This window comes from Azospirillum sp. 11R-A (genome assembly GCF_049472615.1).
Taxonomy (GTDB): Bacteria; Pseudomonadota; Alphaproteobacteria; order Azospirillales; family Azospirillaceae; genus Azospirillum; species Azospirillum palustre.
Window position 1 is genome coordinate 96,722 of record NZ_JBCEBL010000022.1, and the last position, 25,879, is coordinate 122,600.

At 67.2% G+C, this 25,879-nt stretch carries 23 protein-coding genes; 12 read left to right on the top strand and 11 right to left on the bottom strand.

Translation table 11 applies throughout. From position 1 onward, the window contains the following. The first annotated feature begins 102 nt into the window (after positions 1-102). Positions 103-908, top strand: a protein-coding gene (locus VH569_RS25135; protein ID WP_423318877.1) for an IS5 family transposase whose coding sequence is annotated in 2 segments (ribosomal slippage) — positions 103-430 and positions 430-908 — 807 coding nt in all. Because the reading frame shifts where the segments join, the coding sequence is not laid out codon by codon here. Between the two features lie 242 nt (positions 909-1,150). Then, positions 1,151-1,981: a YecA family protein gene (locus VH569_RS25140; protein ID WP_423318879.1), complete on the top strand. Its 831-nt coding sequence runs from the start codon at positions 1,151-1,153 to the stop codon at positions 1,979-1,981. 145 nt (positions 1,982-2,126) lie between these two features. Here VH569_RS25140 and VH569_RS25145 read toward each other — a convergent pair whose 3' ends face one another. Continuing rightward, on the bottom strand, positions 2,127-3,320 hold the full coding sequence (locus VH569_RS25145; protein ID WP_423318881.1) for a THUMP domain-containing class I SAM-dependent RNA methyltransferase: 1,194 nt from the start codon (positions 3,318-3,320) through the stop codon (positions 2,127-2,129). A gap of 191 nt (positions 3,321-3,511) precedes the next feature. Here VH569_RS25145 and VH569_RS25150 point away from each other — a divergent pair, with 191 nt between their 5' ends. Continuing rightward, a complete protein-coding gene (locus VH569_RS25150) occupies positions 3,512-4,300 on the top strand; it encodes an SDR family NAD(P)-dependent oxidoreductase (protein WP_423318883.1) in 789 nt (262 codons plus the stop codon). Positions 4,301-4,560: 260 nt separating this feature from the next. Further along, entirely contained in the window at positions 4,561-6,630 is a 2,070-nt protein-coding gene (locus tag VH569_RS25155; protein ID WP_423318885.1) for a methyl-accepting chemotaxis protein, read from the top strand. A gap of 21 nt (positions 6,631-6,651) precedes the next feature. Here the strand turns inward: VH569_RS25155 and trxC are convergent, their stop codons facing one another. From trxC to VH569_RS25195, 8 genes are all read right to left on the bottom strand, one after another. Beyond that, a complete protein-coding gene (gene trxC, locus VH569_RS25160) occupies positions 6,652-7,152 on the bottom strand; it encodes a thioredoxin TrxC (protein WP_423318887.1) in 501 nt (166 codons plus the stop codon). A gap of 88 nt (positions 7,153-7,240) precedes the next feature. Further along, positions 7,241-7,495 (bottom strand): hypothetical protein, encoded by a 255-nt coding sequence (locus VH569_RS25165; RefSeq protein ID WP_109048527.1) that lies wholly within the window; start codon positions 7,493-7,495, stop codon positions 7,241-7,243. 244 nt (positions 7,496-7,739) lie between these two features. Further along, positions 7,740-8,246 carry a periplasmic heavy metal sensor gene (locus tag VH569_RS25170; RefSeq protein ID WP_423318889.1) on the bottom strand — a complete coding sequence of 169 codons (507 nt, stop codon included), beginning with the start codon at positions 8,244-8,246 and terminating at the stop codon, positions 7,740-7,742. After that, complete coding sequence (locus tag VH569_RS25175) at positions 8,243-8,686, bottom strand: hypothetical protein (RefSeq protein WP_423318890.1); 444 nt, start codon at positions 8,684-8,686, stop codon at positions 8,243-8,245. The genes VH569_RS25170 and VH569_RS25175 overlap by 4 nt, the downstream gene beginning before the upstream one ends. Beyond that, a complete protein-coding gene (locus VH569_RS25180) occupies positions 8,683-9,342 on the bottom strand; it encodes an RNA polymerase sigma factor (protein WP_423318892.1) in 660 nt (219 codons plus the stop codon). The genes VH569_RS25175 and VH569_RS25180 overlap by 4 nt, the downstream gene beginning before the upstream one ends. Before the next feature lie 11 nt (positions 9,343-9,353). Further along, a complete protein-coding gene (locus VH569_RS25185; protein ID WP_423318893.1) occupies positions 9,354-12,479 on the bottom strand; it encodes an efflux RND transporter permease subunit in 3,126 nt (1,041 codons plus the stop codon). A gap of 6 nt (positions 12,480-12,485) precedes the next feature. Beyond that, a complete protein-coding gene (locus tag VH569_RS25190) occupies positions 12,486-15,629 on the bottom strand; it encodes a multidrug efflux RND transporter permease subunit (RefSeq protein WP_423318895.1) in 3,144 nt (1,047 codons plus the stop codon). Continuing rightward, on the bottom strand, positions 15,626-17,008 hold the full coding sequence (locus VH569_RS25195; protein WP_423318896.1) for an efflux RND transporter periplasmic adaptor subunit: 1,383 nt from the start codon (positions 17,006-17,008) through the stop codon (positions 15,626-15,628). Before VH569_RS25195 ends, VH569_RS25190 begins: the two co-directional genes overlap by 4 nt. 268 nt (positions 17,009-17,276) lie before the next feature. On the opposite strand from VH569_RS25195, the gene VH569_RS25200 reads away from it, so the two are divergent. The 7 genes from VH569_RS25200 to VH569_RS25230 all read left to right on the top strand — a co-directional run bounded on the left by VH569_RS25200 (position 17,277) and on the right by VH569_RS25230 (position 22,330). Then, positions 17,277-19,445: a TonB-dependent siderophore receptor gene (locus VH569_RS25200; protein WP_423318897.1), complete on the top strand. Its 2,169-nt coding sequence runs from the start codon at positions 17,277-17,279 to the stop codon at positions 19,443-19,445. Positions 19,446-19,494: 49 nt separating this feature from the next. Continuing rightward, entirely contained in the window at positions 19,495-20,634 is a 1,140-nt protein-coding gene (locus VH569_RS25205; protein ID WP_423318898.1) for a PepSY-associated TM helix domain-containing protein, read from the top strand. A gap of 8 nt (positions 20,635-20,642) precedes the next feature. Further along, positions 20,643-20,819 carry a hypothetical protein gene (locus VH569_RS25210; protein ID WP_423318900.1) on the top strand — a complete coding sequence of 59 codons (177 nt, stop codon included), beginning with the start codon at positions 20,643-20,645 and terminating at the stop codon, positions 20,817-20,819. A 97-nt stretch (positions 20,820-20,916) separates the two neighbouring features. Beyond that, a complete protein-coding gene (locus VH569_RS25215) occupies positions 20,917-21,243 on the top strand; it encodes an ArsR/SmtB family transcription factor (RefSeq protein WP_423318902.1) in 327 nt (108 codons plus the stop codon). A gap of 11 nt (positions 21,244-21,254) precedes the next feature. Then, positions 21,255-21,518, top strand: a complete 264-nt coding sequence (locus VH569_RS25220; RefSeq protein ID WP_423318904.1) for a hypothetical protein — start codon at positions 21,255-21,257, stop codon at positions 21,516-21,518. Further along, the gene (locus tag VH569_RS25225; protein ID WP_423318906.1) at positions 21,515-21,877 is read left to right on the top strand and encodes a DUF3817 domain-containing protein; all 363 of its coding nucleotides are present in this window, start codon (positions 21,515-21,517) and stop codon (positions 21,875-21,877) included. The genes VH569_RS25220 and VH569_RS25225 overlap by 4 nt, the downstream gene beginning before the upstream one ends. Before the next feature lie 9 nt (positions 21,878-21,886). After that, a complete protein-coding gene (locus VH569_RS25230; protein ID WP_423318908.1) occupies positions 21,887-22,330 on the top strand; it encodes a CopD family protein in 444 nt (147 codons plus the stop codon). A 36-nt stretch (positions 22,331-22,366) separates the two neighbouring features. On the opposite strand, the gene VH569_RS25235 is transcribed toward VH569_RS25230, so the two are convergent. After that, positions 22,367-23,509, bottom strand: coding sequence for an FAD-dependent oxidoreductase (locus VH569_RS25235; protein ID WP_423318909.1), 1,143 nt, complete (start codon positions 23,507-23,509; stop codon positions 22,367-22,369). Positions 23,510-23,586: 77 nt separating this feature from the next. On the opposite strand from VH569_RS25235, the gene VH569_RS25240 reads away from it, so the two are divergent. Beyond that, positions 23,587-24,258 (top strand): TetR/AcrR family transcriptional regulator, encoded by a 672-nt coding sequence (locus tag VH569_RS25240; RefSeq protein WP_423318911.1) that lies wholly within the window; start codon positions 23,587-23,589, stop codon positions 24,256-24,258. 68 nt (positions 24,259-24,326) lie between these two features. Here VH569_RS25240 and VH569_RS25245 read toward each other — a convergent pair whose 3' ends face one another. Next, positions 24,327-25,826 carry a CoA-acylating methylmalonate-semialdehyde dehydrogenase gene (locus VH569_RS25245; protein WP_423318913.1) on the bottom strand — a complete coding sequence of 500 codons (1,500 nt, stop codon included), beginning with the start codon at positions 25,824-25,826 and terminating at the stop codon, positions 24,327-24,329. Positions 25,827-25,879 lie beyond the last annotated feature (53 nt).

Below are 25,879 nucleotides of genomic sequence, written 5' to 3' on the forward strand. Positions count from 1 at the left end.
TGCGCCCGGGTGTTGTGGCTGGTCGCGTTAACAGTGCAGTTGCGATCCTGCGACATAATTCAGAGCACCTAACAAAACGGCGTTTGGGCTGTTGAGAGTGGCATGGCTGCACCTCTGGTCTCCGACGCCCTTTGGGCCCTGATTGAACCGTTGCTCCCAGCGGAGCCGCCCAAACCGAAGGGCGGGCGGCCTCGGCTGGACAACCGGGCGGCATTGACCGGCATCCTGTTCGTGTTGCGCTCTGGTATTCCCTGGGAACTGCTGCCGGTGGAGATGGGATGCGGTTCGGGGATGACCTGTTGGCGCCGGTTGCACGACTGGCATCAAGCCGGCGTCTGGGAGCGGTTGCATCGCGTGCTGCTCGACCGGCTTGGCTATGCCAACGCCATCAACTGGGACCGGGTCGCTGTTGACAGCGCCAGCGTTCCAGCAAAAAGGGGGGCGAGGAAACCGGGCCGAACCCGACGGACCGCGGCAAACCGGGCTCCAAGCGCCACATCCTCGTCGATGCCAATGGCATCCCCCTCGCCCTGAAAATCTCGCCGGCCAACCGGCATGACAGCAAGTTCCTGGAAGCGCTGGTCGATGCCGTGCCGGCGATCCGCCAATGTGCGGGCCGGCCACGGCGTCGCCCAGCCAAACTGCACGCCGACAAAGGCTACGACTTCGCCCACTGCCGGCAGGCGCTACGCCGGCGGGGGATCATCCCGCGCATCGCCCGGCGCGGCATCGAGAGCAGCGAGCGCCTCGGCCGACATCGATGGGTAGTCGAGCGGACGCTCGCTTGGTTCGCGCGCTTCCGTCGCATCGCCGTCCGATACGAACGGCGCGCTGACATCTTCACCGCATTCCACCAAATAGCCGCCAGCCTCATCTGCTGGCGTTTCGTCCAAAGATGGTTCTGTTAGGCGCTCTTATCAACGCCTCCAGGGCAACGAGCAATCCCCTCCCGTCGGGGACGCCATTTCACTTGGATTTGCGTCGGAATGCTTCTGCCTCGCGATTTTGCGGGGCTTTTTTATTTACATTTAATCCAAGAATGTTATCTATGAGCCCAGGCCTGTTGTGGTTTTTGGTAAAACCTTTCTTGATCCTCTTGGCGCTATGAAATAAATTTCTCTGTTTTTCCGAATAAATTTAGGGTGTTGCGATGGTAAAACGTAGCAGAATAGATCCGTGCCCTTGCGGAAGTGGGAGAAGAAAGCGTGTCTGTCATCCAAATATAAAGTCCGCAGATGAATTGTCTGGCGCATTTTTCGATGCAAAAACAGGAAATATCATCGGCGTTAGGAATAATATTTTACTGAATCAAATATATAGAGATCCGATTTCTATTACTAGATCCTTTGACGTAATAGCTAGAAAAGATTTGGAGCAACTAAGTTCTGTCTATGCTGATATTACATATGCGCTACTTTGCTATAAAAAGAAGCATGTTGAGGGCGATCAAGGTATCATTCCTACATGTGCCAAAATATTTACAAGTACTCTTCAAACTGTTTCGGCAAGTATACAGGTTGCTCGACACGGTTATACAATTGAATATGGAAATTTATCGCGTTCAATTGTTGAGGCTCTTTCGGTAATAATACAGCTAATCGGTGATGACGAGGCTTTGGGAAAATTTCATAATGGAAAGCTTAAGTCTCCAGATTCCGTTAGCTATGCAAAAAAGAAATTTGAAGTTCTTGGTCCTCTTTATGGGCATTTAAGTAAATATTTTGTTCACATTGGTCCTGCTCATGCGCAGGAAAGAATCGCGAAATGCTACCTAGATGGTGATGAAGACATTAAGTTCATCGTTGAGAACCTAAGGGCTACAACTTTTCTTGTTTATATTGTTTGTGAATTAGTGTTTTTTGATGAGATAAAATCCCCCAGATTTTGGGAAAAAATCAGTGAGCTTGAGTATAAATCAAAAGAATGCGAGAATTCTCGTATCTGGAAAGAGAAAATATTAGGGATCAATATCGGTTTATAACAGTAATAGATTCTATGGTGGAAATTAATTATAGACTATATTAAGGTAATCGCGTCGTAAACCTTAGTGTTTACTAACTATAAATTCACGATATTTATCAGTACTATGGATTTATGAGGTTTTTATATAAATAACGCCCAATCTTCTACCCCAGCACCCCCGTCTGATACAGCGTCACCCGGATCCCTCCATTCGACACCGACACCCCGCCCTCCTGGAACGGCAGCTCGGTCGCCTTCGCCAGGGCGGCTTCGTTGGTGATGATCCCCACGCGCCAGCCGGCGAAGCGCGTCTTCAGCGTCTGGCCCATGGCGTGGTAGAGCGGGATCAGGGACTTGCCCTCGCCGATGCGGGCGCCGTAGGGCGGATTGACGATGACGAGACCGGGGGGGCCCTCCGGCGGGGTCAGGTCGCTGATGGCGTGGTGGGCGAAGTCGGTCCAGGCGCCGACGCCGGCCCGCTCGGCATTGGCGCGGCTCATCGTGATGGCGCCGGCGTCGCGGTCGCTGCCGTAGAAGCGGACCGCGGGCGGCGTCGCCGTGCCGGTGTTGCCGCGCAGGGTCTGCCAGCGGGCGGGGTCGAAATTGGCGAGCTGTTCGAAGGCGAAGGAGCGCGAGCGGCCGGGCTTCAGGCCGGCGGCGATCTCGGCGGCCTCGATGACGAAGGTGCCGGAGCCGCACATCGGATCCACCACAGGCACCGGCGCGCGCCCGTCATAGCCGCACTGGCGCAGGAACAATGCCGCCAGCGTCTCGCGCATCGGCGCCTTGTTGACCGCCTCCTTGTGGCCGCGCTTGTGCAGCGACTCGCCGGAGCTGTCGACGCTGATGGTGCAGAGGTCGTCGTCGATCCGCGCCTTGATCTGGACGGCACGCGTATCTTCCTCTGGAGCGTCCTTGTCGGTGGGCCTTCCGGTCTTCTTGGGCGCGGCCTTGACGATGGGGGCGCCGAGTTCCTCGGCGATGGCGCGCTCGATGCGCTGGGCGGCGGCGCCGGCATGGTAGATGCGGGACGCCTTGCAGGAGGCCTCGACCCGCACCGGCACGTCGGCGCGCAGGATCTCGGCCCAGGGAACGCGGCGGGCGCGCTTGTCCAGCTGCGCCAGATGCAGGGCGCGGAAGCTGGCGATGCGTGCCAGCACGCGGGTGGCGCCGCGCAGTTCCAGATTGGCGCGCCACACCTCCGGCCAGCCGCCGGTGACCGTCACCCCGCCCTTCACCATGGTGGGGTTGGTGAAGCCGCGGTCGCTGGCCTCCGCGCACAGCACGGGTTCCAGGCCGGGGGCGGCCACCAGGAAAATCTCGAAAGGCTGGGCGGGGCTGGTCTGGTCGGTGTTCATGCGCCTACATAGCCCGAAGGGCAGGGTTCCATCGACAGGATTCTCGCAAAACGGCCGGATGTCGCCGGCGCGAAGGCCCGGCTGTTGACGCGGGAGTGCCGGCCCCTATGATCGGATTGGAACACGAACAATCAAGCCGGCTTGCGATTCCGAACATCGGATGGGCCGGACATCAGGGGAGGATCCTCGACATGACCACCACCGAGACCGCCAACTGGCCCGCCGACCTGCTGGCACAGGAGTTCCGGGATAAGCGCGTGCTGGTCACCGGCAGCAGCCGCGGCATCGGTGCGGCGGTGGCGGCGGCCTTCGCCCAGCTCGGCGCCCGCGTCGCTATCCATGGCCGCGACCGGGCGGCGGTGGAGGCACTGGCGGCCGGGATGGGAGACGGCGTGATCGGGCTGGCTGGCGACTTCGCCGACAAGGGGCAGACCCGCGCGGTGGTGGAGCAGGCAATCGACCGGCTGGGCGGGCTGGACGTGCTGGTCAACAATGCCGGCACCATGCTGGGCCGGGTGGCGCTGGCCGACATCGATGACGGCTTCCTGCAGGAGCAGTTCGACCTCAACGCCGCCTCGGCGGTCGTCGCCAGCCGCAGCGCCCTGCCGGCGCTGATCGCGTCCAGGGGGGCCATCGTCAACACCGGCTCCATCTCCGGCCGCACCGGGGGCAGCGCCGGTTCATCGCTCTACAGCGCCGCCAAGGCATTCCAGGCCAGCCTCGCCCGCTCGCTGGCGACGGAGCTTGCACCGCACGGCATCCGCGTCAACGCGGTGTCGCCCGGCACCATCGACACCGACTTCCACCAGCGCTACTCGACCGCCGACAAGCTGGCGCAGACCGCGGCGCGCATTCCGCTGAAACGGCTGGGCACGGCGGAGGACTGCGTCGGCGCCTACCTGTTCCTCGCGTCGAACCGGCTGGCCGGATACATCACCGGCCAGACGATAGAGGTGAATGGCGGTCAGTTCTATAACTAATGGGTAAATTTTCGCAATTGCGAAGGTCGAGCTTTGGCAAAATGCAAAGCAATCTCAATGATTTTGGCAAATTGCGAAGGATGCGAACGGCTTTCATTGGAGAAATGGCGATTTCGCAGGATAAAAAAACATCGCGGCGTTAAGGGAGCTTTGGCATTGTTCTTGTAGAGTACCTCGTCGACAACCGGTTATCCGAAAGACCGGAGATGGACCCGTAGCCGGGTCACAAGCAGCCGGATCAGAAGACGAGGGTCCCAGTCATGAACGCCCGCAACCCCAGCACAGGCCAGCAGACCGCAACCCGGCCGACCAAGGCCGGTCCCTTCGCCAACCTGCGCACGGCGACCAAGATCTACACCGGCTTCGGCGTCACGCTGGCGCTTCTGGTCGGGCTGGGGGCGGTGTCGTGGAGCGGCTTGCGGTCCAGCGACGACGCGCTCCGCCGCTATGCGGCGCAGTCGCACGTCGCGATGGCGGTGGCGGAGGCCGATACCAACATCTCCGATGCGCTGGGGGCGGCTGAGGAGTTCGTTTCCAGCGGCTCCGCCGAGGTGGCCGACCGCTTCCGCGGCGAAATGGACAAGTTCCGCAGCAAGCTGGACAACGCCACGGCGCGGATGACCGATACCGGCGACCGTCAGGCGGCGCAGGAGATCGCCACCCTGCACCAGACGCTGACCGCCGGCTTCGACCGGCTGGTCGCCGCGCGGACGGAGCGCGACTCCATCGTCGCGTCGGTGGTGAACACGCTGGGTGCCGACATCCGCCGCACGCTGAGCGACACGGTCAAGGCGGAGAAGGACGGCGGCGATCTGGACCGCACGGTGCGGGCCGCCGACGTCAGCGAACAGTTCCTGCTGGTCCGCGTGCTGGTCGCCCGCTTCGTCGCCGAAACCAAGGCGGAGGATCTGGTCCGCATCCGCAAGGATCTGGGCGACCTGACGGGGAAGGCGGACGCGTTGCGCAACGGCATCGCCGACGGCCCGGTCAAGGCCAAGCTGTCGGACGCGGTGGCCAAGCTGCCGGCCTATGGCACCGGCATCGACCGCATCGCCGTGCTGAGCGAACAGTTGAAGTCGTTGAACAGCGAGACGCTGGGCAAGGCCGGCAAGCAGATCAACGACAAGATCGGCCTGATCCGCGACCATTCCACCAGCTTCCTGGCGCAGCTGGAGGTCACCGCCGCCGCCGAGGTGTCGGCGGCGGAAGCGCGCGGCACCGCCGTGACGGTGGTCGCCGTTCTGCTCGGCCTGCTGCTGGCCTGGGCGATCTCGCGGGCGATCACCAAGCCGCTCGGCAACATCACGCGGGAAATGGGGCGGCTGGCCGAGGGCGACCTGACGGTGACCGTCACCGACGACGACCGCCGCGACGAGATCGGCGCGCTGGCCCGCGCGCTCCAGATCTTCAAGACGAACGCGCTGGAGATGGAGCGGATGCGCAAGGCGCAGGAGGAGAGCGAGCGGCAGGCCGCCGCCCAGCGCCGCCAGACCATGATGCAGATGGCCGACACCTTCGAACGGACGGTGAAGGGCATCGTCGACACCGTCGCCAACGCCGCCACCGGCATGCGCGACGCCGCGACGGAGCTGACCGCCACCGCGCATGAGGCGAGCGAGCGCTCGCTGCTCGTCGCCTCGGCCTCCGAACAGGCCTCGGCCAATGTGCAGACCGTCGCCACCGCGACGGAGGAGCTGTCGGCCTCGATCTCCGAGATCGGCCAGCAGGTGGAGAACTCCACCCGCATCGCCACCCAGGCGGTGGCCGACGCCACCGGCGCCGACCGCACCATGCGCGATCTGGTCACCGCCGCCGAGCAGATCGGCGCGGTGGTCGAGCTGATCAGCGGCATCGCCGCCCAGACCAACCTTCTGGCGCTGAACGCCACCATCGAGGCGGCGCGGGCCGGCGAGGCCGGCAAGGGCTTCGCCGTGGTGGCGAGCGAGGTGAAGGCGCTGGCCAACCAGACCGCCAAGGCCACCGACGAGATCCAGGCCAAGGTGCAGGAAATCCAGCAGACCACCGGCGGCGCCCAGAGGGCCATCGGCGGCATCGGCAAGACCATCGGCCACATGAGCGAGATCACCACCGCCATCGCCGCCGCCATCGAGGAACAGGCCGCCGCCACCCGCGAAATCGCCTCCAGCGTGACCCAGGCCGCCCAGGGCACCGAAGAGGTGTCGAGCAACATCGCCGGCGTCAGCACGGCGGTGCACGAGACCGGCGACGCCGCCGGCCGCGTCCACGGCACCTCGCAGGAACTGGCCGTCGAGGCCGAACGCCTGCGCAAGGAGGTCGGCACCTTCATCGCGACGGTGCGGGCGGCGTAACGCCCGCACCAAGCGTCTGGCTTATCGGGCGAGCGCCTGTCTCGCCCACGCCACCAGCGCCGGCAGGGGCATGGCGCCGGCGGTGCGGGCGATCTCGCGGCCGCGATGGACCAGGATCAGCGACGGGATGCTGCGGATGCCGAAGCGGGCGGCGAGGTCCGGCGAGGCCTCGGTGTCGATCTTGGCGAGGCGGATTTGCGGCTCGAGCTGGGCCGCGGCCTGGGCGAAGGCGGGAGCCATCGCGCGGCAGGGGCCGCACCAGTCGGCCCAGAAGTCGATCAGCAGGGGCAGGTCGCTACGCTCGGCATGGGCGGCGAAGCGGCGGGCGTCGAGCGCCACCGGCTTGCCTTCGAACAGGGCTTGGCCGCAGCGGCCGCATTTGCCGCCGCCGAGCCGGGCCGGGGGCACGCGGTTCAGCGTGTCGCAATGCGGGCAGGCGACGTGAAGGCTGTCGGCACCCGTTTGGGCGCCTGTGGAAGACCGGCCTGAATCTTGGCCTGACTCTCGGGTGGCGGGCGGCATGGCGGGGCTCCTTCCCCTGGCAGCGTTTCCACCGTCGATGTATGGGCGATGTTGCGTCCGCTCAAGATCCCCCTGTGGACGGGCGCGCCTACTCCTGCCGGCCCATCAGGCCTTCCAGCTTTGCGAAATCCACATATTGCGCCGGCCGGTCCTTCAACAGGTCCGGGGACGCCAGGGCATTCTCCCGCGCGCATTCGGCGACGTAGCGGGCCAAGAGGTCGCGCATGACCTCGGCCAAAGGCGTCTGCCGCTGGCGTGCGTAATTCTTGGCGACATCTTTGACTCTGCGGTCAACCCGCAAAGAGATCGTCGCCTTCTTTGGATGAAACGGATCTCCGATCATGACGATCCCCCACCAATCTTGCTGATCCACGTTATTTGGATATGCCGGATCGATGGTGGATACAAGGATCCATGGGAAGGCGGGCGATAAAACCTGGGGATGATAGAATGTGAATTTGTGTGGATAAAATTTCTGCCGGTTTTCTTCTCCACAGAATCTGTGGATAGATGTGTGCGCAAACTCCGAACAGAATCTTCCGCATCCTTCCGGCGGGCGCATCCGGCCTGTGGATGAGTGGGTTTGCCTATTTTTTGGGCGTATCGGGGGTGCCAGCGGTTCCCCATCCTCCGACCATCCGCAGCCGTCCGGCAGGCGAGAGGTCGGGCAGCACGAGCAGCACGGTCTGCTCCGTCAATTCGCCGATCAGGCGGCGCTTGGCGCGGGCAGCGGCGATCGCGGCGTTCAGAGAGTCGAAATCCACCGGTTCCGCCTGAAGCAGGCTGCGCACCCGCTGGCCCTCCTCGCGATAATCCTCGGTCAGCGCGTCATAGCGCGGGCGCAGCGGCTCGAAAATGGCGCGCAGGCGGGCGGCGTCGGCATCGGACATGCCGGCGGCCAGATGCTCGACGAAGCGGTCGGGCATCGGCCGGTAGGGCGGGGGCGCCGGCTTGCGGGTGGTGCCGACCAGCATGGCGGCCAGGAACAGGTTCAGCGCCAGCGACAGCAGCGCCAGCCGGCGCAGGCTCATCCCTTGCCGGAGGCGGGCCAGGAGGGAGGGATGCGGGCGACGGGGGGCAACGAGGCCGCTCATCGGGACTCTCCGTCGAACAGGGTGACGACCTCGTCGTTCAGCAGGGCCAGCTCCTGGCTGCGCGGCGCTGACGGGAGCGGGCTGGCGAGATGGCCGGCGAACCAGCCCCCGGTCAGCCAGCCCAGCGCCAGCAGGGCGACGCAGAAGCCGGCCACCCTCCGCCGCGGCATCCGGCCGAGCAGCAGCATGACGACGCCCTCCTGCGGCACGGCCCGCGCCGCCGTGCCGACGGCGGACAGCAGGCGGGCGACGCGGGCATCCTCTACCGGCGCTGCGGGGGCCGTCAGCAGCCGGTCGAAGGCAGCGGCGTCCGCCTGGGCGGCGCGCAGGGCGGGGGAGCGGGCGAGCGCCGCTTCGGCCTCCGCGCGCAGCTCCGCCGGCCAGCGCTCCTGCGAGGCGCCGTAATCGTCGAGGTGGCGGAGGAAGTCTTCGTCGGTCATGGCATCCTCCCTCCCACGGGATCGTCGGGGCTGAGCGCCGTCTTCAGCGCGGCCCGGGCGCGGGCCAGCAGCGAGGCGAAGGCGCTTTCGCCCATGGTCAGGATTTCGGCGGCCTGACGCAGGCTGAGCCCCTCCTGATGGAACAGCACGACGGCGGCGCGCTGGCGGTCGGGCAGGGCCGCCAGCGCCCGGTTGACCCGCTCGGCGGTCTGGCGTTCGGCGATGCGGGCCAGCGCGTCGGGGGTCTGGTCGGGCAGGTCGCCGGCATCCTCCAGCGGCGACCAGCCGGGCCGGCGGCCGCGGTCGATGGCGAGGTTCATCACGATGCGGTAGAGCCAGGTGGTGAAGGCGGCGCGCCCCCCGTCCCAGCGCCCGGCATGCTGCCAGACCCGCAGGAAGGCCTCCTGCGCGATCTCGTCGGCGTCGGACGGGTTGCCGGTCATCCGCTGGGCCAGCGCCACGGCGCGGCGCATGTGGCGGGCGGCCAGACGGTCGAAGGCGGCGTCGTCGCCGCCGGCCACGCGGCCCATCAGTTCGTCGTCCGTGTCGCTCGCCTCGACCACCGGGGCTCCGCTCATGCCGTGGGCGAGAACTATGCCCAACAGGGTGGTGAGGCGCCAGCGCAGCGCGACGGGAAGAGAAAGAACCGCACCCATCCTCCGCCCCCCTATTCCGCGGGCGCGGCGATGGCGTGGCGGCGGTTGCGCCGCAGGGCCAGCCGTTCCAGCGTCAGATAGACCACCGGCGTCGTGTAGAGCGTCAGCATCTGGCTGACCAGAAGCCCGCCGATGATGGCGATGCCGAGCGGGCGGCGGATCTCGCCGCCGGTGCCGAAGTCGAAGGCGAGCGGAACCGCGCCCAGCAGCGCCGCCATCGTCGTCATCATGATCGGGCGGAAGCGGACCAGCCCGGCCTCGCGGATCGCCTCCAGCGGCGTCAGGCCGCGCTCGCGCTCCGCCTCCAGGGCGAAGTCGATCATCATGATGGCGTTCTTCTTGACGATGCCGATCAGCAGGATGATGCCGATCAATGCCACGATGGACAGGTCGTAGCCGGTCAGGATCAGCGCGATCAGCGCCCCCAGCCCGGCCGACGGCAGGGTCGACAGGATGGTCAGCGGGTGGATCAGGCTTTCGTAGAGAACGCCCAGCACGATGTAGATGGTGATCAGCGCCGCCAGGATCAGCAGCGGCTGGCTGGAGGAGGATTGCTGGAAGGCGCGCGCGTCGCCCTGGAAGCCGGCGCGGATGCTGGCCGGCATGCCGATGTCGTCGGCCGCGCGCTGGATCAGCTCGGTCGCCTGGGACAGCGAGACGCCGGGGGCGAGGTCGAAGGTCAGGTTGGCGACCGGGAAGCCGCTCTGGTGCTGGATGCTGGCGGCCTGATTGCCGATGACGACGTGCGACACCGCCGACAGCGGCACCATGCCGCTGCGGCCCGCGACATAGATGCGCTTGAGGTCGTCGGGGCCGAGCGCTTCCGACGGCTCGACCTCCAGCACCACCTTGTGCTGGTTCTGCGCCAGATACATGGTCGAGACCTGCCGCTGGCCGAAGGCGTCGTAGAGCGTCGATTCCAGGGCGCTGAGCGACACGCCGAGCCGGGTGGCGGCGTCGCGGTCGACGACGACGTTGGCCTGGATACCGCCGTTCTGGCGGTCGTTGGCGACGTCGACCAGCTCCGGCAGGGTACGCATCTTGTCGACCAGCTTGGGCGCCCACTCGTTCAGCGCAGCGATGTCGGAATCCTGCAGGCTGTAGCGGTACTGGCTGCGGCCCTGGAAGCCGCCGACGCGAATGTCCTGCACCGGCGTCAGGTAGAGCTGCACCCCTGGCACCCGGCCGGCGCGCTGGCGCAGCCGCTGGGTGACGGTGGCGAGGTCGTCGCGCTCCGCCTTCGGCTTCAGGGCGATGAAGATCTGGCCGGAATAGGTGCCGCCCGGACCGCCGCCGCCGACGGTGCCGCCGACGCTCTCCACCGCCGGGTCGCCGGCCACCGCGTCCTGAAGCGCGCGCTGGCGCGTCACCATGGCGCGGAAGGAGATGTCCGGCGGCGGGTCGCTGAAGCCGATGAGCAGGCCGGTGTCCTGCTGGGGCACGAAGCCCTTCGGCACCTGCCCATAGAGCCAGACGCTGACGCCGATGATGGCGAAGGTCGCCGCCAGCATGGTGCGGCGGTGGGCGAGAACCCAGTCCAGCCCGCCGGCATAGAGCCCGAACAGCCGGTCGCCGGCCCAGGCGAGCGCGCGGGCGAACCGGCCGGGGGGGCCGCGCTCCGCCTCCGGCTGAAGCAGGTGGGCGCACATCATCGGGGTCAGGGTCAGCGACACCACCGCCGATACGGCGATGGCGACCGACAGCACCACGGCGAACTCGCGGAACAGCCGGCCCTGGATGCCGCCCATGAACAGGATGGGGATGAAGACGGCGATCAGCGACAGGCTGATCGACACCACGGTGAAGGCGACCTGACGGGCGCCTTTCACCGCCGCCTCGAAGGGTTTGGCGCCCTTTTCGATGTGGCGGACGATGTTCTCGATGACGACGATGGCGTCGTCCACCACGAAGCCGACCGAGATGGTCAGCGCCATCAGCGAGAAATTGTCCAGGCTGTAGCCGACGATCCACATCACGCCGCAGGTGCCGGCCAGCGACAGCGGCACCGAGGCGGCCGGGATCACCGTCGCCCACAGCCGGCGCAGGAACAGCGCCATCACCATCACCACCAGCGCCACCGTGACCGCCAGCGTCTTCTGCACGTCGTCGATGGAGGCGCGGATGGTCGGCGTGCGGTCGGTGCGCACCGACAGGCTGACCCCCGGCGGCATCCAGCCGCGCAAGGTCGGCAGCTCCGCCCGGATGCGGTCGACCGTCTCGACCACGTTGGAGCCCGGCTGCTTCTGGATGTTGATCAGGATGGCGCGGTGGCCGTCCTGCCACGCCGCGGTGCGGCTGTTCTCCGGCGCCTCGATCACGTCGGCGAGGTCGCCGAGCCGGATGGTGGCGCCGCTCTTCTCGGTCACGATCAGCTTGCGGTAGGCGTCGGCGCCGAACAGCTGGTCGCTGGCGCCGATGGACCAGGATTCATGAGTGCCGTCGAAGCTGCCCTTGGCGCCGTTGGCATTCGCCTGGGAGATGACAGTGCGGATCGATTCCAGGCTGACGCCCATGTTGGCGGCGGCGGCGGCATTGACGCGCACGCGCACCGCCGTCTTCTCCGCCCCGTTGATGGAGACCTGGGCCACCCCCTCGATCTGGCTCAGCCGCTGGCCGATGATGCTGTCGGCGAGGTTGTAGAGGTCCGCCGGGGCCAGCGTGGTCGAGGTCATCGCCAGCGTCATCACCGGCGCGTCGGCCGGGTTGATGCGCCGCATCTTGGGCGGGCTCGGCAGGTCGGCCGGCAGGTCGCCGCCGGCGGCGTTGATGGCCGCCTGCACGTCGCGCGAGGCCGCCTCGACATTGCGGTTCAGGTCGAACTGCACGACGACGGTGGTGCTGCCGAGCTTGCTGTTGGAGGTCATCTCCGACACGCCGGCGATGCGGGAGAGCCGGCGTTCCAGCGGCGTGGCGACGGAGGCCGCCATGGTCTCCGGGCTGGCGCCGGGCAGCGACGCGGTGACGATGATGGTGGGGAATTCGACCTGCGGCAGCGGCGCCACCGGCAGGAAGCGGTAGGCAACCACCCCCAGGATCATCAGCCCGACCATCAGCAGCGCGGTGCCGACCGGCCGCCGGATGAACAGGGCGGAGAGCGAGGCGGCCGAAGCCAGGGGGTTGAGGTTGAGAGAGGCCATGGCCGGCTACTCCGCCGCCGCCCGGCCGGGCGAGCGGTCGTTGCCGGGCTCCGCTGCGTCCTTCCGCCGCCAGGGCCGCAGCCAGCGGCCGAGCCGGCTGCCGAGACGGTCCATGTAGAGATAGACCACCGGCGTGGTGTAGAGCGTCAGCACCTGACTGAACAGAAGCCCGCCGACGATGGCGATGCCCATCGGCCGGCGCAGCTCCGACCCGGTGCCGTTCTCCAGCGCCAGCGGCAGGGCGCCGAGCAGGGCCGCCATGGTGGTCATCATGATCGGGCGGAAGCGCAGAAGCGACGCCTCGTAGATCGAGCGTTCCGGCGCCATGCCCTGGTTGCGCTCCGCCTCCAGGGCGAAGTCGATCATCATGATGGCGTTCTTCTTGACGATGCCGATCAGCAGCACGATGCCGACCAGCGCGATCAGCGACAAATCGTGGCCGGTCGCCATCAGCGCCAGCAGCGCACCGATGCCGGCCGACGGCAGGGTCGACAGGATGGTGATCGGGTGGATCGTGCTCTCGTACAGCACGCCCAGCACGATGTAGACCGCGACCACCGCCGCCAGGATCAGCCAGGGCTGGGTGTCGAGCGAGGCGCGGAATTCGGCGGCCGTGCCGGCGAAGCGGGCGGTCGCGGTGTCGGGCATGCCGATGCTGTCGCGCGCCTGCTGGATCGCCGCCACCGCCGCCCCCAGCGAGACGCCGTGCGCCACGTTGAAGGACAGGGTGACCGAGGGGAACTGGCCCTGGTGGGTGATGACCAGCGGCGCGGTCTTGCGCTCCACCGAGACGATGGCGTTCAAGGGAACGACGGTGCCGCCGCTGGCCTTCACATAGATCTTGGACAGGGACGCCGGGTCCATCTGGAAGGACGGCTCGACCTCCAGGATCACGCGGTACTGGTTGGTCTGGGTGTAGATGGTCGAGACCTGACGCTGGCCGAAGGCGTCGTAGAGCGTGTCGTCGATGGCCTGGGGCAGCACATGCAGGCGGCTGGCGGCGTCGCGGTCGATGGTGAGATAGACCTGCAAGCCGTCCGGCTGCTGGTCGGTTGCCACGTCGGTCAGTTCCGGACGGGCGCGCAAGGATTCCAGCAGGCGCGGGGTCCAGCTTTCCAGCTCGCGCGGGTCGGCATCCTGGAGGACGTACTGGTATTGCGTGCGGCTGACGCGGCTGTCGATCTGCACGTCCTGCACCGCCTGCATGAACAGCGACACGCCCTTCAGGTCGCCGGTGGCGGCGCGCAGCCGGGCGATGATCTCCTCCGCCGAGGCGCTGCGCTGGTCGCGCGGCTTCAGCGCGATGGTCAGGTTGCCGGTGTTGGTGGTGGCGTTCACCGTGCCGGTGCCGACGAAGCTCGCCACGCCCGCCACGTCGGGGTCGCGCCGCACGATGTCGGCGACCTCGCGCTGCCGCTCCGCCATCGCCTTGACCGAGATCGAGGGGGCGGCATCGGTGACGCCGATGATGACGCCGGTGTCCTGCTGCGGCAGGAAGCCCTTGGGCACCACGTCGTAGAGGTAGAGGGTGGCGGCCAGCGTGGCGATGGTGAAGACCAGCGTCGCCGGCTGGTGGCGCAGCACGAAGCGCAGCGAGGCGGCATAGCCGTTCAGCAGCGCGTCGAAGCCGCGCTCGGTCCAGCGGAACAGGCCGTTGGGTTTGGTTTCGGCCTCCGCCTTCAGCAGGCGGGCGCACATCATCGGCGTCAGCGTCAGCGAGATCACCGCCGACACCAGCACGGCGATGGACAGCGTGATGGCGAACTCGCGGAACAGCCGGCCGACCACGCCGCCCATGAACAGGAGCGGGATGAACACCGCGATCAGCGACAGGGTCAGCGACACGACGGTGAAGCCGATCTGCCGCGCGCCCTTCAGCGCCGCCTGCAACGGCTTCTCGCCCTTCTCGATGTAGCGGACGATGTTCTCGATCATCACGATGGCATCGTCGACGACGAAGCCGGACGCGATGGTCAGCGCCATCAGCGACAGGTTGTCGAGGCTGAAACCGCACAGCGCCATGATGCCGAAGGTGCCGATCAGCGACAGCGGCAGGGCCGCCGCTGGGATTACCGTTGCCCACGCCTTGCGCAGGAACAGGAAGATCACCAGCACCACCAGCCCGGCGGTTAGCACCAGCGTCTTCTGCACGTCCACCACCGAGGCGCGGATGGTCTCGGTCCGGTCGGTCAGCACCGCCATGTGGATCTGCGGCGGCAGGCTGGCCTGGAGCGAGGGCAGCAGCTTGTGGATGCGGTCCACCGTGTCGATGATGTTGGCGCCGGGCTGGCGCAGCACGTTCAGCAGAACCGCCGGCTTGCCGTCATGCCACGCCGCCAGCCGGGTGTTCTCCACCGAATCGACCACGGTGCCGATGTCGGTCAGCCGCACCGGCCCGCCATTCTTGTAGGCGACGATGATCGGACGGTAGGCGGCGGCATTCTCGATCTGGTCGTTGACGCCGATGGACCAGGACTGGCGCGGGCCGTCGAAGCTGCCCTTCGGCGCGTTGACGTTGGCCTGGGTGATGGTGTTCCGCACATCCTCCAGCGTCAGGCCGAGGCCGGCGACGGCGGCGGGGTTGACCTGCACGCGGACGGCGGGGCGCAAGCCCCCCTCGATCCCGACATAGCCGACGCCGTCGACCTGGGACAGCTTCTGCGCCAGCAGCGTGTCGGCGGCGTCGCTGACGGTCTCCAGCCGCAGGGACTCCGAACTCAGCGCCAGCACCATCACCGGCGTGTCGGCCGGGTTGACCTTGTCGTAGACCGGCGGATTGGGCAGCCCCTTGGGCAGCGTGCCCGACGCGGCGCTGATCGCCGACTGCACGTCCTGCGAGGCGGCGTCGATGTCGCGGGTCAGATCGAACTGCAGGGTGATGACCGACAGCCCGAAGGAGCTGGTCGACACCATCGAGGAGATGCCGGCGATCTGGCCGAGCTGGCGTTCCAGGGGTGCCGTGACCGAGGAGGCCATCACGTCGGGGGCGGCGCCCGGAAGCTGGGTGGTGACGCGCACCGTCGGGAAATCGACCGTCGGCAGCGAGGAGATCGGCAGGGTGCTGTAGCCCAGCAGGCCCAGCAGCACCACCGCCAGCATCAGGAGGCCGGTGGCGACCGGCCGCAGGATGAAGGGGGCGGAGATGTTCATGAGGGCTGCCGTCCCTCACGCGGGGCCGGCTGGCCGGGAGGGGCGCCGGGAGGGGCGCCGCCGTTGTGCTCGCGCTGCTGCTGGCGTTCGCGCCGCCGTTCCTCGCGCGCCGCCGGGTCCTGCGTCCTGGCGGGGGCGCCGGTGGGGGCCGCTTCCGGTGTTGCGGTGGGGGCGGCGCCGGCCGGCGCTGCGGACGCGATGGGCTCGACGATGCGGATCTTGGAGCCGGGCTGCAAACGGTACTGGCCGTCCACCACCACCCGCTCGCCGGGGGTCAGCCCCTCCTCGACGATCGCCTTGGTCTCCTCCTGGCGGGCGACCTTGATCGGGCGCTGCTCCACCGTCATGTCGTCCTTGATGACGTAGGCGTAGGTGCCCTGGGGGCCGCGCTGCACCACGGTCGCGGGCACCGTGGTGGCGCCGCGGCGGACGGTGGAGAGCAGGCGGACATTGACGAACTGGCCGGGCCACAGCTTCTGCGGGTCGTTGGGCATCTCGGCCTTGAGCCGGATGGTGCCGGTGCCGGTGTCGATCAAATTGTCCACCACCGACAGCGCGCCGGTGTCGAGCACGCGGCGGCCTTCGCGGTCCTGCGCCTCCACCTTCACCGTCCCTTGCGCCTGGGCGGCCAGCACCGCCTGGAGCTGCTTCTCCGGCAGGGTGAAGAGGACGGCGATGGGCTGGATCTGCGTGATGGTGGCGATGCCGTTCTGGTCGCTGGCCCGCACCACGTTGCCCTGGTCGACGTTGCGCAGGCCGATGCGGCCGCTGAGCGGGGCGGTGACGGTGGTGTAGTTCAGCTGGACCTGCACCGCCTCGATGGCCGCCTCGTCGGCGCGGATCTGCGCCTCGTACTGGGCGACCAGGGCGCGCTGGGTGTCCACCGTCTGGCGGGAGGCGAACTCCTTCAGGCCCATGTTGCGCTCCAGGTCGCGCCGCGCGTTGGCGAGCTGCGCCTCGTCCTGCGCCTTCTTCGCCTGGGCCTGCGCCAGCTGGGCCTGGAGCGGACGGGAATCGATGGTCGCCAGCAGATCGCCGGCCTTGACCAGCTGGCCCTCCTGGAGCGAGACGCGCTGAAGCTCGCCATCGACGCGGGCGCGCACGGTGACCGTGTTGAAGGCCTGGACGGTGCCGATGCCGTCGAACCAGATCGGCACGTCCTCGCGCGCCACGGTGCCGGCCTGGACCGCCACCACGCTGTTGCGCGCACCGCCTGGACCGCCGCCTGGGCCGCCGCCGGGAGGGCCGCCGGGGCCGGGGGGCTGGCCCGGCTGCGTTGTCGCCGGAGGGGCCAGCTTCTGCTGAACCGCGTAACCGACGCCGCCGACCAGTCCGGCAAGAACAACGCCGGTGACCACCGGCTTCCAACGAATCGTCATGACCTGTTCCGACGCTTGTCCCGACATCCGACCGGACGGCGCTTTCCGCCGCCCCGGTCTTTCTGTCCGTCCCTGATACGGGCCGGCGGGGCGGATTCGTCGGGGGGGGGCGAAGATTTTTTCGGGAGGCCCGCCGCCCTCTCCGGAGCGAGGGGGGTGAACAGCATTGTCGCGTCACATACGCGAATAGGTATTGAAGATAAGAATCATTTGCATTATCAGGGCCAATAACTGCGAATGATTCTTATTCGTGCCGGGGGCAATCGACGTGAAGAGACAAGTGGACGGCGGCCGGATGTCGCGAGGGGCGGCGTTCGGCGCCATGGTGCTGAGTGGGCTGATGGTGCCGGCGGTAGCGGGGGCGCAAAGCGCCGGCGGCGCCACCAGTGGTGCCGCGGTGCAGATGCCGGCGGTGACGGTGACCGGGCAGGGCGAAACGGCGCTGACGCCGGTGACCGGCTATGTCGCCAACCAGCAGGCGACCGGCACCAAGACCGATACCCCGCTGATCGAGACGCCGCAGTCGATCTCCGTCATTCCGGCCGACCAGATCCGCGACCAGAATGCGCAGACGCTGAATCAGGTGGTGCGCTACACCGCCGGCGTGACGGCGGAGACCCGCGGCGCGGTGGCGACCCGTTATGACCAGCTGAAGATCCGCGGCTTCGACGCCGACACCTATCTGAACGGGCTGAGGCTCCAGTCGCTCTACTACGCGGCGCCGCAGATCGACCCCTATCTGCTGGAACGGGCGGAGGTGCTGAAGGGCCCGACCTCCGTTCTGTACGGGCAGGCGCAGCCCGGCGGCCTGATCAATCAGGTTTCCAAGCGTCCGACCGCCACCGCGCTGAACGAGGTCGGGGTCGAATACGGCACCGACAACCATTGGCGCGGCACCGCCGACTTCTCCGGCCCCATCGACAAGGACGGCAAGTTCCTCTACCGCCTGACCGCCGTCGGCCTCAGCGAGGACGGCCAGATCCGGATGACGGAGAACGAGCGCATCGCCGTCGCGCCGTCCTTCACCTGGAAGCCGGATGCCGAGACCAGCCTGACCCTGCTGGGCTTCTACCAGCATGACCCCAAGGGCAATTCCTATGGCGGCATTCCGCCGCAGGGCACGGTGCTGGCGAACCCGCTGGGCAAAATCCCGGTCGATTTCTATGACGGCGATCCGAATTACGAGAAGTTCGACCGCCGTCAGGCCTCGGTCGGCTACGCCTTCGACAAGAAGCTGGGCGATGCCTGGACCGTCCGGCTGAACGGGCGCTGGCTGAACGCCAAGGTCGCCTACGACAGCCTGTATGCCAACGGCCTCGACACCGACAACCGCAGTCTCTTCCGCGGCGTCGCCACCTCGCGGGAGGAGATGAACGCCTACGCCTTCGACAACCAGATCGAAGGGCGCTTCGCCACCGGCCCGGTCGGCCACACCGTGCTGGCCGGCGTCGATCACCAGCGGCTGGACGGCCATTACACCGCCGGCTTCGGGATGGCGCCGTCCATCGACGTCTTCAACCCGGTCTACGGCATCGCCGTCACCCCGCCGGCGGTCTATCGCACCGACATCGACGGGCGCCAGACCGGCGTTTACCTTCAGGATCAGATGAAGCTGGGCGGCTTCGTCCTGACGGTCGCCGGCCGCCGCGACTGGGCGAAGACCACCTCGACCACTGCGTCGGGCAGCAGCACCCAGTCCGATCAGGCCTGGACCGGCCGCGCCGGCCTGACCTACGTCTTCGAGAACGGCATCGCCCCCTATGTCAGCTATGCCGAATCCTTCACGCCCAGCAGCGGCGTCGATTTCGGCGGCAAGCCCTTCAAGCCGGAGGAGGGGACCCAGTACGAGGTCGGCGTGAAGTACCAGCCGCCCGGCCTGAACAGCCTGTTCACCGCGGCAGTGTTCGACCTGACCCGCAGCAACCTGCTGACCAGCGACCCCGTCCACCCCGGCTTCTCCATCCAGAGCGGCGAGGCGCGGTCGCGCGGCGTCGAGCTGGAGGCCAAGGTCGGCATCACCAAGGACCTGGAGCTGATCGGCGCCTACACCTACCTCGACACCAAATACACCAAGGACAACGACGGGCTGCAGGGCAAGCGTCTGGCCGCGGTGCCGCGCCATCAGGCGTCGGCCTGGGCGATGTACCACATGCCGGAAGGCACCGCGCTGACCGGCCTCGGCGTCGGCGCCGGCCTGCGCTACACCGGCAGCACGGCCAACACGGCGAACACTTTCAAGGTGCCGTCCTTCACCCTGGTCGACGCTACCGTGTCCTACGATCTGGGGGCGCTGTCGCCCAAGCTCCAGGGGGCCGAGGTCACGGTCAACGGCAAGAACCTGTTCGACAAGGAGTATGTCGCCTCCTGCTACTACGGCGAATGGTGCGCCTACGGCTATCGGCGGACGGTGACCGCCGGCCTGCGCTATCGCTGGTAAGCCACCCTTGCCGTCCCCCCTTCTTCCGTCATTGGCAAAGGAAGCCGTCATGACGCCTGCGAGCCTGCGGGGCTGGCGCCTCGTCCACCGCTGGACCAGCCTGATCTGCTCGGCAAACCTGCTGATCCTCTGCGTGACCGGGCTGATCCTGGTGTTCCACCACGAGATCCAGCATCTGATGGGGGAGGAACTCGACAGCAGCTACACGGAGGGGCAGGCCCGCCTGCCGCTCCAGTCGCTGGTCGACATCGCGCAGAAGGCCGACCCGGCGCTGGTGCCGAAGCTGCTGTCCTTCGATCCGGAGGACAAGGCGGTCAACTACATCTATCTGGGCAAGCCGGAGGAGCGCGGCTTCGACCTCGGGCGCTGGGTGGTGCTGAACGGCTTCACCGGGGCCAACCAGATGCTGAAGCAGCCGGAGGAGACGCTGGTCGGCTTCCTGTTGAAGCTGCATGTCGACCTGTTCACCGGCTTCGCCGGCCAGATGTTCGTCGGCGTGATGGGGCTGCTGTTCGTGGTCAGCACGGTCAGCGGGCTGGTGGTCTACGGCCCCTTCATGAAGAAGCTGGCCTTCGGCATCCTGCGCTTCGGCAGGGGGACGCGGATCGGCAACATCGACCTGCACAATCTGTTCGGCGTGGCGACGCTGGTCTGGGCCTTCGTCGTCGGGCTGACCGGCGCCATCCTGTCCTTCTCGCCGCTGATCACCGGCTATTGGCAGAAGACGGAGCTGGCGGCGATGACCGCCCGCCATCCGGAGCCGATGACCGGGCCGGCGGTGTCCATCGACCAAGTGGCCGCGGCCGGGCTGGCCGCCTTCCCCGGCAAGGATCTGGCCTTCATCGCCTATCCCGGCAACGAATATGCCGGCAGCCGCCATTTCAGCGTGCTGGTGCGCGGCCACACCGAACTGACGCAGCGGCTGCTCAGCGTCGCGCTGGTCGATGCCGAGACCGGCGTGGTCGCCGAGGCGGCCGGAACGCCCTGGTACATGACGGTGCTGATGCTGTCGGGGCCGTTCCATTTCGGCGATTACGGCGGGCTGCCGTTGCAGATCATCTGGGCGCTGTTCACCATCGTCACCGGCGTGGTGACGGTGACCGGCTTCGTCGTCTGGCTGAAACGGCCGCGGGCACGGTCGGCATCCGACAGAAATGCATCGGGCGCCAAGGTGGGGAGTAAGGCATGAGAGGGGGCATGAGCGGGATTTGGCTCATTCCGGCCGCGCTGGCCGTGCTGTCCGTCGTCGGGCTGGCCGCCGCCATCCTGGGCGACGGCATCTGGGACTGGCTGTGCTGGGCGACCCTGTCGGTGCCGCTGGCCGTCTGCGCCGTCAAGCTGTGGCGGCAGCGGCCGGGCCGGCCGACCATGTGAAGGGGGGCGAAAGGAAAGATTTTCACCTGTCAGTTTTTCTTGACGGTATGTCGGTCCACCTGTAAGTAAATCCTTACTAGTGGGTGGCGGAGCGGACATGACCTGCAGCGGCGACCGATTGCTCGAGACGTTGTCGGCACTGGCGAACCCGCACCGGCTGCGCATCGTGGCGACGCTGAGCACCATGGGGCGGACCTACGTCAGTCAACTGGCGCGCGAGATCGGCATCAGCCGTCCCCTTCTGCACCTTCATCTGCGGAAGCTGGAGGAGGCGGGGCTCGTCACCAGCCGGCTCGAGGTCTCTCCGGATGGAAAGGCCCTCAACTTCTTCGAAGTCGCCCCGTTCGCGATCGAGTTGACGCCCATGGCGATTGCCGAAGCCGCGCCTTCCCTGACCGCAACCAGCAGACATTCCGACTCCTGAAGGAGCGCCCGATGACCGGCAGAGAATCCTATTTCCTTCTCGTTACGATCCTCGTCATGGTGACGATCCTCCTGATTTTCGCGATGAAGTATTTTTCGTCGGCCCGTCGGGGCCGGGCACAGACCGCCGGCGAGGCGGCATACCGCGACCTTGCCGAGAAGACGCTCAAGGCGCAGGAGGAACTGACCGCCGCCCTGGCTTCGATCAGGGGCAGCGTCACGCAGATCGAGGGCCGGCTCGCCAGCGTGGAGAAAGTCCTGAAGGACGTCGGATGATGGAGCGTCGGATGATGGAGCCGCAGTCCGACAATGAGCGGTCCGATATGGAGGATCGCAGGCAGATGCTACGGATGCGGACAGCCTGCCTCGTCGAAGGCGGTACGCTGATCCTCCTGCTCTTCGTGGCCGTGCCACTGAAGCACCTCGCCGGTTTCCCCGATGCGGTGAAGGCGATGGGACCGATCCACGGCTTCGCCTTCCTGACCTATCTCTGGATGCTGGTTCGGATGGTGTCGGCCGGCGGCTGGTCGCGGGGCGAGACGATCAAGCTCTTCGCCGCCGCCATGGTGCCCTTCGGCGCCTTCTTCAGCGCGCGCACCCTGACCCGGCGGGCGGCGCTCGCCGCCACCCCGTGAGGTGCGGCCATGATCTACCTGTGGCTGAAGGCGTTCCACATCGTCGCGGTGACGGTCTGGATCGGCGGGATGTTCGTCGCGGCCATCGCCGTGGCTGCCCTGTCCGCCCCGAAGAGCCTGCCCGGCGTGCCTGGGCTTGGCGGCATCGCCCAGCCTGACATCATCGGGGCGGTGCGGCGTTTGGACCGTTGGGCGACCTCGCCGGCAATGCTGCTGGCCTGGCTCTTCGGGCTGGCGGTGGCGACCGAAGGCGGCTGGTTCGGCGCGCGCTGGCTGATGATGAAGCTGGTGTTCGTCGTCGCCCTGTCCGGCCTGCACGGGATGCTGTCGGGCACGCTCCGCAAACTTGCCCGGCCCGATGAGCAGCCGTCGCCGGCATCGGGCCACGCGCTGCCGGCGATCGTCGGCGCTGTCGTCGTGATCGTGCTTCTCGTGGTTCTGAAACCGCTCTGAGACGCTGTCCTGTGTCGGGTCCGGATCATGCCCGGATCACGATGGCCGCATATCCGGTTCTGACACGCTCCTCATCATGTCGATGAAGCCCGACGGCGCGTCGTCCCCGAGGCAGAACTCCAGCATCCGATGGGCGTCCACGGCTTCCAGGGCGGCGCAGGCGAACATCGGCTCCTCATAGGCGGCAAGCGCCGCCTCGACGTCGCCCGAATGCCGAACCAGGGCATCGGCCAGTTCGGCGCCTTCCAGCATCGCCAGATTGGCACCTTCGCCGGACGGCGGCATCAGGTGCGCGGCGTCTCCCAGCAGCGTCACGCCGGGAACCCGCCGCCATCGGTGTCCGATGGGAAGCGTGTGGATCATGCGGGGAACCAGCGGTGTGTCGCCCCCGGTGATGAGGGCGGTCAACTCCGGTGCCCAGCCGTCGAACTCCGCCGCGACAAGGCCCTTCGCCGCCGGATCGTCGAAGTCGATCCCGGCGAACCACTCCGCCGGCCGCCTCAGCTCCACATAGACATGCAGCACGTCTCCGGCCTCCCGGTGGGCGAAGATGGCTCTGCCCGGCGCCGGGACGAACATCGCTCCGGCGCCGACCGCCGCCGCGGCCTGGGGATGCCGGCTGTCCACATCGTGAAGATACGTCTCGATGAACGTCGCGCCGGCATAGCGGGGCGTGGCATCGGACAGCAGCGGCCGCACCCTGGACCATGCGCCGTCCGCCCCGACGAGAAGGCCGGCGGTCGCGGTGCTGCCATCCGAGAATTGGACCTCGTGCCGCCCATCGCCAAGGGGCGAGGCGCCGGTGAGTTTCCTGCCCCACCGCACCGTGCCCTCCGGCAGGGAGTCGAGGAGCAGCCTGCGCAGATCGCCGCGCAGGACTTCGGGACGCCGGTGCTGCCCGTCGTCGGGCATGTCGAGGAGCACAGTGCCGGTGCGGTCCAGCACGCGCGTCGCCTCGGCGCCCTCGTGGATGATCGACCGGAACGCCTCAGTGAGGCCGGCGGCTGCGAGCGCGCGCTGGCCGTTGTGGTCGTGGATGTCGAGCTGGCCGCCCTGGGTCCGGCTTTCCGCCCCGGCCTCCGCCTCATAGATGACCGAGCGGACGCCATGGACATGGAGGACGCGGGCCAGCGTCAATCCACCCAATCCAGCACCAATGATGACGACGGGTTGCTCCATTGCGCTCTCTCCCTGCTCTGGAACGGCGTTCCATGACTATTCATTGGAACGTTGTTCCAGTCATGTCAAGATGAGACATGGACCCAAGACCCAAGACTTCCGAGCGGCGGGAGGATGCGCTTTCCAAGGAGCGGATCGTTGCGTCCGCCATCGAGCTTCTCGATGAGGAGGGGGAGCGTGCCCTGACCTTCCGCGCGCTGGCGAACCGGTTGTCGACCGGAAGCGGGGCGATCTACTGGCATATCCCGGACAAGGATGCGCTGCTTTCCGCGGCGACCGAGACCGTGCTGTCCCATGCGCTGGCCGAAATTGCGGGCGGGCCCGATCCGGCGGACGCCCTGCGCGCCATCGCCTTGAGCGTCTTCGACGCCATCGAGGCGCATCCGTGGGTGGGCACCCAGCTCGCCCGGGAACCGTGGCAGCCTGCCATGGTGGAGGTTTTCGAGCGCAGCAGCGCGCAGTTCGATCTGCTGGGCGTTCCGCGCGCGTCGCTTTTCCACTGCGTGTCGGCGTTCGTCCAGTATCTCCTGGGCACCGCCGCGCAGACCGCGGCTGCGGCGCGCCACAAATTCCGCGCGTCGGAGCGGCCGGCCGTCCTTGCTGCAATCGTCGAGCGCTGGACCCGGCGCGATCCTGCGGAATACCCATTCGTTCACCTGCTGGCGGAGCAGGTGCGGACGCATGAGGAGCGGGAGGCGTTCCTTGCCGGCCTCGACCTGATCCTGGCGGGGGCGAAACCTGCGCGGTGACGCCGCGAAGCCGCCGGCGGGGCGGCTTCCTGCCGTCCCCGCCGCCGCTCCATTTTACCGACAGATCTTCACTTCATCGACGGGAAGGCAAACTGGGCGCCTTCGCGGACGCCGCCGGTCGGCCAGCGCTGGGTCACGGTCTTGCGGCGGGTGTAGAAGCGTACGCCGTCCGGACCGTAGGCCGACAGGTCGCCGAACAGCGACCGCTTCCAGCCGCCGAAGCTGTGATAGGCGACCGGAACCGGCAGCGGCACGTTGATGCCGACCATGCCGACCTTGATCATGTCGCTGAAATAGCGGGCGGCCTCGCCGTCGCGGGTGAACAGGCAGGTGCCGTTGCCGTATTCGTGGGCGTCGATCAGGTCCATGCCCTCCTGCATCGTCTTGACCCGGACGAGGCAGAGCACCGGCCCGAAGATCTCCTCGCGGTAGATGGTCATGTCCGGGGTGACGCGGTCGAACAGGCAGCCACCCAGGAAATTGCCGTTCTCATGGCCGGGCACCACCAGCCCGCGGCCGTCCACCGCCAGCTCCGCACCCTCGGCGACGCCCTGGTCGACGTAGGCCTTCACCTTCTCGTAATGGGCGCGGGTGACCAGCGGCCCCATCTCGCAGCCGGCCGAGGTGCCGGCGCCGACCTTGAGGTCGCGCAAGGCCACCGACAGCTTGTCCCGCAGCCGGTCGGCCACCTCGTCGCCCACCGCCACCACGACGGAGATCGCCATGCAGCGCTCGCCGCAGGAGCCGTAGGCCGCCCCCATCAGCGCGCTGACCGCGTTGTCGATGTCGGCGTCGGGCATGACGATGGCGTGATTCTTGGCCCCGCCCAGCGCCTGCACCCGCTTTCCATGGGCGGTGGTGGTCGCATAGACATATTCGGCGATGGGGGTGGAACCGACGAAGCTGACGCCCTGCACGCGCGGGTCGGTCAGCAGCGTGTCCACCGCCTCCTTGTCGCCGTTGACGACGTTCAGCACGCCCGGCGGCAGCCCGGCCTCTTCGGCCAGCTGGGCGACGTAGAGGGCGGCACTCGGGTCGCGCTCCGACGGCTTGAGGATGAAGGTGTTCCCGCAGGCGATGGCGATGGGGTACATCCAGAGCGGGACCATCGCCGGGAAGTTGAAGGGCGTGATGCCGGCGACGACGCCCAGCGGCTGGAATTCCGACCAGCTGTCGATGCTGGGGCCGACATTCTTGGAGAACTCGCCCTTCAGCAGCTCCGGCACGCCGCAGGCATATTCGACATTCTCGATGCCGCGGGTCAGCTCGCCGAAGGCGTCGTCCAGCACCTTGCCGTGTTCCTGGGTGATCAGCGCGCAGACGCGCTGCGCATTCTCCTCCAGCAGCTGCTTGAAGCGGAACATGACGCGGGCCCGCTTGGCCGGCGGCGTGGCGCGCCAGGCCGGGAAGGCGGCCTCGGCGGCGGATATCGCCTCCTCGACCGTCTTGCGGCTGGCAAGCGCCACCTGACCGGCGATCTCGCCGGTGGCGGGATTGACGATGTCGGCGGTGCGGCTGTTGGCCGGGGCGTCGGTCTTGCCGCCGATCAGGTGCGGAACGATGGGCATGGAGCGCTTCCTGGGGAGAGTTCGATGTGCGGAGTGCGCGGTCCCTCATTCCC

Excerpts from the sequence above, each read along its gene's own strand:
- trxC (WP_423318887.1), bottom strand. The coding sequence starts at position 7,152 with ATGCCGCCCGCCACCCGAGAGTCAGGCCAAGATTCAGGCCGGTCTTCC.
- VH569_RS25225 (WP_423318906.1), top strand. The coding sequence starts at position 21,515 with ATGATGGAGCGTCGGATGATGGAGCCGCAGTCCGACAATGAGCGGTCC.
- VH569_RS25150 (WP_423318883.1), top strand. The coding sequence starts at position 3,512 with ATGACCACCACCGAGACCGCCAACTGGCCCGCCGACCTGCTGGCACAG.
- VH569_RS25165 (WP_109048527.1), bottom strand. The coding sequence starts at position 7,495 with ATGATCGGAGATCCGTTTCATCCAAAGAAGGCGACGATCTCTTTGCGG.
- VH569_RS25175 (WP_423318890.1), bottom strand. The coding sequence starts at position 8,686 with ATGACCGACGAAGACTTCCTCCGCCACCTCGACGATTACGGCGCCTCG.
- VH569_RS25210 (WP_423318900.1), top strand. The coding sequence starts at position 20,643 with ATGAGCGGGATTTGGCTCATTCCGGCCGCGCTGGCCGTGCTGTCCGTC.
- VH569_RS25170 (WP_423318889.1), bottom strand. The coding sequence starts at position 8,246 with ATGAGCGGCCTCGTTGCCCCCCGTCGCCCGCATCCCTCCCTCCTGGCC.
- VH569_RS25230 (WP_423318908.1), top strand. The coding sequence starts at position 21,887 with ATGATCTACCTGTGGCTGAAGGCGTTCCACATCGTCGCGGTGACGGTC.
- VH569_RS25180 (WP_423318892.1), bottom strand. The coding sequence starts at position 9,342 with ATGGGTGCGGTTCTTTCTCTTCCCGTCGCGCTGCGCTGGCGCCTCACC.
- VH569_RS25205 (WP_423318898.1), top strand. The coding sequence starts at position 19,495 with ATGACGCCTGCGAGCCTGCGGGGCTGGCGCCTCGTCCACCGCTGGACC.
- VH569_RS25245 (WP_423318913.1), bottom strand. The coding sequence starts at position 25,826 with ATGCCCATCGTTCCGCACCTGATCGGCGGCAAGACCGACGCCCCGGCC.
- VH569_RS25235 (WP_423318909.1), bottom strand. The coding sequence starts at position 23,509 with ATGGAGCAACCCGTCGTCATCATTGGTGCTGGATTGGGTGGATTGACG.
- VH569_RS25240 (WP_423318911.1), top strand. The coding sequence starts at position 23,587 with ATGGACCCAAGACCCAAGACTTCCGAGCGGCGGGAGGATGCGCTTTCC.
- VH569_RS25145 (WP_423318881.1), bottom strand. The coding sequence starts at position 3,320 with ATGAACACCGACCAGACCAGCCCCGCCCAGCCTTTCGAGATTTTCCTG.
- VH569_RS25220 (WP_423318904.1), top strand. The coding sequence starts at position 21,255 with ATGACCGGCAGAGAATCCTATTTCCTTCTCGTTACGATCCTCGTCATG.
- VH569_RS25140 (WP_423318879.1), top strand. The coding sequence starts at position 1,151 with ATGGTAAAACGTAGCAGAATAGATCCGTGCCCTTGCGGAAGTGGGAGA.
- VH569_RS25215 (WP_423318902.1), top strand. The coding sequence starts at position 20,917 with ATGACCTGCAGCGGCGACCGATTGCTCGAGACGTTGTCGGCACTGGCG.
- VH569_RS25190 (WP_423318895.1), bottom strand. The coding sequence starts at position 15,629 with ATGAACATCTCCGCCCCCTTCATCCTGCGGCCGGTCGCCACCGGCCTC.
- VH569_RS25155 (WP_423318885.1), top strand. The coding sequence starts at position 4,561 with ATGAACGCCCGCAACCCCAGCACAGGCCAGCAGACCGCAACCCGGCCG.
- VH569_RS25195 (WP_423318896.1), bottom strand. The coding sequence starts at position 17,008 with ATGACGATTCGTTGGAAGCCGGTGGTCACCGGCGTTGTTCTTGCCGGA.
- VH569_RS25185 (WP_423318893.1), bottom strand. The coding sequence starts at position 12,479 with ATGGCCTCTCTCAACCTCAACCCCCTGGCTTCGGCCGCCTCGCTCTCC.